The 8,737-nt window shown below is 55.9% G+C and carries 5 protein-coding genes; 1 reads left to right on the plus strand and 4 read right to left on the minus strand.

Annotation, left to right across the window (positions count from 1 at the left end; translation table 11 throughout):
• Nucleotides 1-426: 426 nt before the first annotated feature.
• The 4 genes from GA0061105_RS30520 to GA0061105_RS30535 form a co-directional block, all read right to left on the minus strand.
• Complete coding sequence (locus GA0061105_RS30520; RefSeq protein ID WP_245304450.1) at nt 427-783, minus strand: DpnII family type II restriction endonuclease; 357 nt, start codon at nt 781-783, stop codon at nt 427-429.
• On the minus strand, nt 783-2,777 hold the full coding sequence (locus GA0061105_RS30525) for a glycosyltransferase (RefSeq protein ID WP_092755022.1): 1,995 nt from the start codon (nt 2,775-2,777) through the stop codon (nt 783-785). Before GA0061105_RS30525 ends, GA0061105_RS30520 begins: the two co-directional genes overlap by 1 nt.
• Nucleotides 2,759-3,991 (minus strand): HlyD family secretion protein, encoded by a 1,233-nt coding sequence (locus GA0061105_RS30530; RefSeq protein ID WP_092755025.1) that lies wholly within the window; start codon nt 3,989-3,991, stop codon nt 2,759-2,761. Before GA0061105_RS30530 ends, GA0061105_RS30525 begins: the two co-directional genes overlap by 19 nt.
• 442 nt (nt 3,992-4,433) lie before the next feature.
• The gene (locus GA0061105_RS30535) at nt 4,434-6,092 is read right to left on the minus strand and encodes a putative bifunctional diguanylate cyclase/phosphodiesterase (RefSeq protein WP_092755028.1); all 1,659 of its coding nucleotides are present in this window, start codon (nt 6,090-6,092) and stop codon (nt 4,434-4,436) included.
• 981 nt (nt 6,093-7,073) lie between these two features.
• On the opposite strand from GA0061105_RS30535, the gene GA0061105_RS30540 reads away from it, so the two are divergent.
• The gene (locus tag GA0061105_RS30540; RefSeq protein WP_092755031.1) at nt 7,074-8,297 is read left to right on the plus strand and encodes an ATP-binding protein; all 1,224 of its coding nucleotides are present in this window, start codon (nt 7,074-7,076) and stop codon (nt 8,295-8,297) included.
• The last annotated feature ends 440 nt before the right edge of the window (nt 8,298-8,737 follow it).

The raw sequence follows: 8,737 nt of genomic DNA on the forward strand, positions 1-8,737 counted from the left end.
CGGGGTCTGCGGAGAATGACGATTGGACATTCGGGGTTGGGCGAGCTCGTTCTCACCGGGGAATTATGAGGATCGTACAGCGGACGCGCGCTCAACGTCCATAAATACCTTTTACGCCACTGACATTGAAATAGCGGGGTCAACGGTTCTGGCACGGCGAGTGTTTTCGGGGCCAGCGTCCGGTCTGTTGCCGTTGTGTTCACATTCTGTGCGAAGAAGATCGCATAATGGATGGAACTTCTCCGGCCGACGAACATAAGAACGCGTTGTGTGTCAATCACTTAGCTATCACGAGTGGGTGGTCGGCGGTTCGATTCCGTTCAAGGCGAAGTGTTGCTGAAGCAATCGCAGAGTGGAAAGCCCGTGACGATGCACCCGGATAGGCTTAGTCGTTCTGGTTGAAACCGGTAAAGTGGCAACGCTCTTCTATATGCCGATCATCGACTTCAGGTCTTTCAGGTCTTCTAGGAGCTCCTCACGCATCTTCGTCGTGTAGATGCGGGTGATCTTCCCCTGGTTTTGTCGATCAACAATCTTTTTTAGATCGGATAGCCGGTTTTTCCAGGTCATTCCATCAGTGATGAATAGAAGATAGGTGTCTCGACGCATTGCGTCGATGATGGCGTCGAGGTCACCGATAATGTCTGTCATCTTCGAACCAGTGGCCCCGTAACCCTTCACTTCGATCACGATCCGGGGTCGGCTTTTATCGGGTACGGCGGGCTCTGCTGCGGCGGCGCTCCAGAGGACGAGGACCGGGCGATCCGCTCTTAGGTGGTCCACTACAACGTGCGTGTTCGCCCGAATGACCGCAACAGAAGATTGAGAGAGACGGCAACCTTGTCGATGTCGCGAACGTCCCGCGAATATCGACCGGTGTAGAGTTTTACAATCATGCTGTCGCGAGCAGAGCCGCTGAGTTCGAAATACAAGTGCAGATAATAGGCTTGCTTGTCGCCGCCGCGACTTACGCTCCTTCGTCGTTGGGTAATCTGTCCGAGCTCCGCTTTGATCGGGGCGAAGCCAGAGAGTTTCAGCAACGCCGATTTGGATTGAAATCGCGCCATATCCGGGACTGCAACCACAGCCTTGTCTAGTGCCAGACTGACGACTTGGCCGGGGACATCGTCGACGATAGCGGGTTCATCGAGCTTGAACGCATGAAATAGGCGCCGAGGTTTCTCAAAACAGATGAGTGACGCAATCACGAGGACGACGATATTGATAGCTGACCACCAGGCCGCGACCGGCGAAAACTGGCCTTGTACACGCGATGTTTCCGGCACGATGTTGACCAGCAGACCAACCACGGTGATCGCGATCATGCTTGCGATCCAGGCGAAGCTGTAGCGGTCGAACTGGTTCGCCTCGTTGCCACTGCCCTTTGGCGTCACCCTGAAAGGCTTGCCAAATGGTCTCACCAGGCTGGAGACCACGGTTGGCAACATACGGAATGTCGCAAAGGTGCCGACGGCGCTGGAAACCACAGGCAGGTAGCGCGTCGGCGTGATCCACAGCATGAGCAGAAAATACGCCGCCAGCAGCGGCACCTGATGAGATACATAATCGGCTATATCAGTGAAATAGAGCGGAAGCAGGCCGAACCAGAGATAGACGATGGGGACGAGCAATATCGCGAAGCGGACCAGATATTGCACCAGCCATGACGCCGGCAGGAACATAATCCGTTGAAAGAGCGTCAATCCCGGGCCGCGCAGCGGGCCATTATAGAGGTACAGGGTTTGAATACCCCCCTGGCACCATCGTTCGCGCTGGACAAAATAACCGGTCAGGTTCTCGGCGGCCAGCCCCATTGATAGTCGCTCGTTCAGGTAGCGCGTCTTGTAGCCTTTGTTGAGCATCGAAAGAGTTGTCAGCAGGTCTTCTGTGATCGACTCCGTCGGAAAACCGCCAATTGCGTCGATGGCCTGGCGGCGGGCAATCGAGCATGACCCGCAGCAGAAACTGACGTCCCACGCATCTCGGCTGGGCGCGATCTCGTCGAAGAACAAACGCTGCTCGTCCGGCCAGATATTCTCCAGACCCAGGTTTGATTGCACCGGATCGACGTTGAAGAAATGTTGAGGCGTCTGAACGATGCCGATGCTTTCGTCGGAAAAGAAGGGCAGCGTTCGACGCAGGAAATGCCGATAGGGAACAAAATCGGCGTCGAAGATCGCAATGAATTCGCCCGAGCTGACCTTCAGCCCATTGTTCATATTGCCTGCTTTGGCATGGCTGTTGTCGCCGCGCGTGACGTGGATGACGTTCTTTTCTTCGCAATAGGCATTCAGCCAATCCCGGCGTTGATCGTCAAGCACATACACATTCAGTTTGTCGGCAGGATAATCCAGCGAGCGGGCGCCGATGATGGTTCGCTCAAGAACATCGAGCGGCTCGTTATAGGTGGGGATGAAAACATCGACTGTCGGCAGCTCGCGCTTGTCGCGCGCGAAGAAAACGCGACCCAGCCTGTCCGTTTCCGCGCTCCGATCGACATAGCGGCTCATCAATACCAGAAAGAGGATGACTTCGACGCAGGCCAAAGCCTCGACGACAAAGAGGATCCAGACCCAGTAGAAACTCGCACCGTCGTTCGGATAGGGAAGCACCGTCTCGGTCAAGCGCCAGAACATGTATCGCAAGGCGAATGCTGCGACGAACGCGCAGGTCACCGCCCGTGTCCATGTGTGATGCCGCGACCAATTGAACGGCCCCAGAAAGAAGAAGGCCAAAACGAGGAAGGTCGGAACCAGCGCTAAAAGATACTGAACCACAGGCTTTTGACCCAGTTGGACACGTCGACGCCATGCTTGGGAAACCGTACCTGCACTGTGCGCCCCACCTGGCAGGAGTTCGCAAAGTCGCCGTTCATGAAGGACGGATCGAGGCGAACGCGAATGCGGGCATTACGCTCGGTTGACGGCGGCAAACTGGCGGCAAAGGAATCGGTCTCGACCGAAGCCGAACTGCCTCTGGCAGAAATGACCGTTCCTTTGAACACATCGCTGCGGCCGAACAAGCGCACCTGCGCGACAAGCCCCGGATAGATCTCGTCGTAATTGACCTCGGGAACGAGGATATCCACAAACAGCTCTCGACAGTCGAGGAGGCGCATCAACTCGTCGTTCAGCACCACGTTGGAACCGTCGACGATGCTCCTGGTCCAAACAACGCCGTCGAACGGTGCTATTGCGGTTGCGGATTCAAGGCTGCTGACGCGATCTGCCTCTTTGATCAGCTGCTTTTGTACTTCGGTGGCTCGTGTCTCATTTTCCGCTATGCGTGAGTTCAAGTCGTTGATGCGAACGACAACCTCGTCTTCACGCTGTCGCGAATAAGGCACGTCATTCTGTCCGTCGCCGAAGACAAAGATACCCTGGCGGACCGCATTGAGCCTTTGTTCCAATTGATCGACAGTCAAATTGCTGATTTCGACCTCGCCGCCAGTCGCAGCTCCGGCGGCCCGCGCGACCTCGACCAGCTTCTGCGTCAGAATGCCTTTTGACTCGAGCTCCATCCGGCGGTTCAGGTCGACCTGCGCGACCAGATCCTGAGCTTGCGACACTTCGACTTTTTTCCGCAGGATTTCGACTTCGCGCTCGAGATTGGCAATGGTGGTCTGCCTGTAGATTTCCAATCGGGCAGACAATTCCTCGCGAAGCGCGGAGAGCTCCTCCCGTTCGTTTTTAAGTGCCGCGACGCGGTCGAGCGCCGTGTTGCGATCTGCCTCGAGCGAAGCGAGGATCGCACGATTGACGCGCATGTTTCTGATTTCTGCGAGGGGTTGCCCCGCTTTGACCGGGCTGCCGACCTTGAGCGGTTCTTCCGCAATCGTGCCGTCGATTGGAGCATTAACGACAGCAAACCGCGCATTAACCGTGCCATCAAGGCTCGTAACGCCGGTAATCGTCGGCAATGAGACGACAGTCACGAGCGCCAGCAGCAACAGGCCGACGACGATGCGTGTGATGCGATGATTCCAGATCATGTTGTCATCCGAAGGTATCGCTCTGCAGCCATCCGTCACTATCGAGCTGACGCAGGTGGATGCAACCAGTTATTGCATAATTTAGCGCATGGAAATTTATAGGCAAGTGATGGTCGCAACGCTGCGGAGAAATAGGACCGCCCTTGCATTGACAGCCTCATCAGCAGCCCGCCGGGGCTGTCGTGAACCATGCCGAAGTTTACGCCAGGCAAATACTTGCGAGATCGCCTCCAACACCAGATTGGGGATGGATGCAGACGCAGTCGCTCATGCTTTCGAACCGTTTGCCAAGACCAAGGACCAGGGCAAAGACACCGGCTCGGACTAAGCCAGGTTTATAAGTCTGCCAAACAGTCCAAAGGGCGTGTGAATATTTGTTCGGAGCTCTATGAGGGACGACGGTCAAGATTTGCCTAATCGCACGCTGCTCTGCCGGTTGTTGTTAGTCACTGTCCGGGATCATTCTCTGGCCCGGACCCTCGCTCATCGCGAACGATGAATGACGCAGAAACTCACTAACAAATTCAGCAGACATCGGTGCCCCCAGGAGGTTCCCCTGAAGTCGGTCGCATTTTCGTCTGCTGAGCCAAGCCTTCTGACCGGCAGTCTGAACGCCTTCCGCCGTGACCTGCATTCCTAACCCATGTGCAAGGCCGATAATAAAGCGGACGATTGTCTGGCTTTTGGGGTTTGTTTCGATATCGTCGATGAAGTGCCGGTCAATCTTGATTGTGTCGAACGGGAAGTTCTGCAAGTGACTTAGGGACGAATAGCGGGTGCCAAAGTCGTCGAGGGCAATTCGGATTCCCAAGACTTCAAGCGTATGGAGCCTGTCAAGGTTGTTGCTCGTACGCTCAAGCAAGACCGTTTCAGTGATCTCAAACTCCAGCCGCTCAGCTGGAAACCCCACCTCGTCAAGAATACGCGTTATACGATCGGTGAAACCACTACTTAGGAATTCCGCCGGAGAAACATTGACCGAGACAATGAAATTAACCGGCCAGGTTAAGGCCTCACGGCAAGCCTGTTCGAGCACCCACGCGCCGATATCTCCCATCAGACCGTCGGCTTCGGCCATGGGAATGAAAAGACCCGGTGGAATAACACCAGCATAAGGATGACGCCAACGCAGCAAGGCCTCAAATCCGACGATCCCGCCGGCCACTTTGACGAGCGGCTGATATTCGATAAAGAACTGCTGTTCCCCGAGAGCGACACGCAAGCTGCGCCTCAGCATCTCGCGCTGCTCGAGCATGATCATCATCGAGCGGTTGAACATTCTTGCCCGGCCGCGTCCATCGTTCTTCGCCGCGTAGAGTGCGATGTCGGCAGCCTTCATCAACTGTTCGCCCGTGTTTCCGTCACGCGGCGCAATGGCAATTCCCACGCTCGCGCCCACGAATACGCTGATCCCGTCGATGGTGAACGGATCCTTGAATGCACCAACCAGGGATTCGGCGAGGCGCTCTGCTTCGGCAGGTTGGTCGTCAAGGACTTGGATGACGGCGAATTCATCACCAGCCAGCCGGTATGCGGTTTCGCGATCGTGAAGCACGGCTTGAATCCGTTCAGCCGTCATCTTGAGGACGATATCCCCGGCGCCGTGACCAAGGGTGTCGTTCACCGGCTTGAAGTCATCGAGGTCGATCTGCATCAAGGCAAACTTCTGCCCGCTCTTCGTAGGAAGGCGTGCCTCGAGATCGTGGCTGAACTGACGGCGATTGGCAAGTCCCGTTAGGGCGTCATGCCTCGCCTGATGGAGGAGCAGAGCTCGATCTGGATCTCCGATCGACGCCTGGGAAGCGGCGACCGCATCTCGCGTCTCAAGGACGCCGAGCCCTCGTTCCGTACTGAAGAGCAGGAGACTGCGACTGCCAAAAGGCGGGAGAGGTTCAATCGCAACACTTCGCGGAATCCCGCCAGCAAGTACGGCTTCGACAAGCGATTTGCGGTCGGAAGCAAGCAGCTCTGGATAGACCTGCCATATAGTCGCATCTGCCGCCGCTACAATGTTGTAAGACTGCGCAACCCTTGGGGAGCATTTTACGAGTTTCAAGCTGTTCCCATAATAGGAAACAAATTCGCTAGCTTGACCATCCATAGGCGCCGCCACTCTTGAAATCGCTCGTTTCCCCAGGCCGTCACGATACTGCTATCACGCAGAGCACATTTTTTGCAACCACACCATTCTTGGGCTCGAACACGAAACTATAAATAGAAGGTGCCCGAGAGGAGAGCGCTGATCGACCGCCGGATGAGCGATGGCGTATCGCAAAGGCCCGTCGCGACCAACGCGCGCCCGACATGACAGCCGCGGCTTGCAGAGGGAGCTCAGAATAACCGGATCGTCGGTTCCAGTCCCTTCAACTGCACATTATGCCGCATCGGGAAACCAATCTAAGCTGACGCACGTGGTGGCAGGCAATGCTGATCCTACGTCGACTTTTTACGTGTCGGAAACGCTTGGCGGGGACTTGGGGCCACCGCTCCGCTTGTGGTCGATGCACGACATTCGGCGGCGGGTGGACGTGCCACCGCTGCGCTCACGCGGCTGAGGCGGACCTTCCTGCGGGACGAGCCGCTTTCGTTGTTCGCGGCTGGGCGGCCCGCGAGCAGGGCGTCATTGCCGAGATCATCGAACCCGATGGTCGTCCTGACCGATTTGTCCTCGGATCTTTCGACCGTAGGCGGGCGTGACAACAGTTTCACATTCGCGGCCGTGACGTGCTGATCGACTGCCTCACTTCGGACTAACGGGATCGATGGTTCGTTTCCCATTCGAGCGTTGCATTCCTTCAGTTTGTCAAAAGCTGGTAGGCTTGGCGGTGCGATGGAAGTATGCACAGATTTGCTTTCCCTTCGCTTCTGATCAGATACCCCTCCGTGAGGATCAGCTAGGTCAATTCCGGTGACATCAGCGAACGGTTCAGCAGCGCCTGCGCGGCCTCTCGCCTACCTTCATGCCGGCAATCCGGCATGCCGCTTACTTGAAATCAGTCGCAATGCTGATTTCAAACGGTCACGGATTGACTTTCAATCGGTCATCAGCATAGTTTCAAACAGTCATCAAAGGTATGAAGCTGTGGCGCTGTATCCAAGGCTGATTGAGCAACGCGTTGCCGACGCCATGTCAGACACGCGAGTGGTATTGATCGTAGGTCCCCGACAATCAGGAAAAACGACGTTGGCCAAGAAGATGGCCAACAAGGGGATGGAGTATTACACGCTTGATAATGCGACGACCTTGGGCGCCGCGAGACAGGATCCAGTTGGCTTTGTAAGACGTTTGGATCGCGCCATTATCGATGAAATTCAGCGCGCCCCCGAGCTGTTGCTGGCCATTAAGGAAAGCGTGGATACCGACCAGCGTCCAGGACGTTTCCTCCTGACCGGTTCGGCCAATCTCATGACCCTGCCACGCGTGGCGGACTCGCTCGCAGGGCGCATGGAGGTCGTTCGATTGCTGCCGCTTGCGCGAAGCGAGATCAGAACCGCCGACGGAAGCTTTTTGATCGACGCCTTTCGAAACGAAGCCAAAGCCGGAGAACCAATCGTCGGTGACGACCTGATGGCTGCAGTTCTGGCAGGTGGATATCCCGAGGCATTGCGTCGTAAAACCTTGAGCCGCAGACAGGACTGGTATGCTGATTATATTCAGGCGATCGTTCAACGCGATGTTCGCGATGTCGCGCAAATCGAGCAGATCGCGCAAATGCCGCGCCTGCTGCGCATTCTGGCAGAACATTCGGGCCAACTCGTGAATTATTCCGGAATTGGCGCCGCCATCGGGATGAACCACATCACAACGCAGAAATACGTCGGAATATTCGAGAGCCTGTTCCTCGCCCGAACCGTTCAACCCTGGTTTTCCAACAAACTGAAACGCCTGACCAAGACCCCGAAGATACATTTCCTCGATTCTGGTCTCCTCGCCTCCCTTCGTGACCTCTCTCTCGAAAGGCTCCGGGACAACAGGGGGCAGTTCGGGGCATTGCTGGAGACGTTCGTTTTTGGCGAGATTCTTAAACTCGCCAGCGCCGCACATACCCGCTTTGAGTTTTCGCATTTTCGTGACAAGCAGCAGAACGAAGTCGATATCGTCATCGAAGACAGAAGAGGGAGGGTTGTCGGTATCGAGATAAAAGCTGCAGCGTCCGTCACGAATTCCGATTTTTCTGGATTGCGAATTTTGGCCGAAGCATGTGGAGAACGGTTTGTTTCAGGCATTGTCCTGTACGACCATGACAAGGTGATCCCGTTCGGAGAGCGCCTATCCGCCGTGCCGATCTCGGCGTTGTGGCGTTAGTGCGTGGGAATTCGCTGCAGGCTCCACACCCGAGCATTCTTGGAAATTCCACGGCGACGAAAAATGGGCCTCAGGTTCGATTCCCTTCACATCAGGTCTTTTGTCAATTGTTCATCTGAGTGGCATCAAAAATTGCTCCTTTTTGAGCGGATCCACGGTCTGGGCCCATTGCGATTACCGGCCCGCTTCTCGAGCCTGTACAACCCCACATGCGGTCGCCGCTCTTTGGCGGCAGGCACCAATTTCCCGCTTTCGCGAGCGCGGGCTCAGGAGAACGGGACCAATCTCAACATCGGCGGTTGAAGCCAAAAGGAATCCCGGTCCGTTCACCTGGATCCGTCAGGGCTGATCACACCCTGAGGATTAGAATTTGCGTTTCACAGGCGCTTCCCGCTTCAGGCGGTTTTCATTATTGCACCTTCGATCACGACGCCGGAGCT

The organism is Rhizobium aethiopicum (assembly GCF_900094625.1).
GTDB lineage: Bacteria > Pseudomonadota > Alphaproteobacteria > Rhizobiales > Rhizobiaceae > Rhizobium > Rhizobium aethiopicum.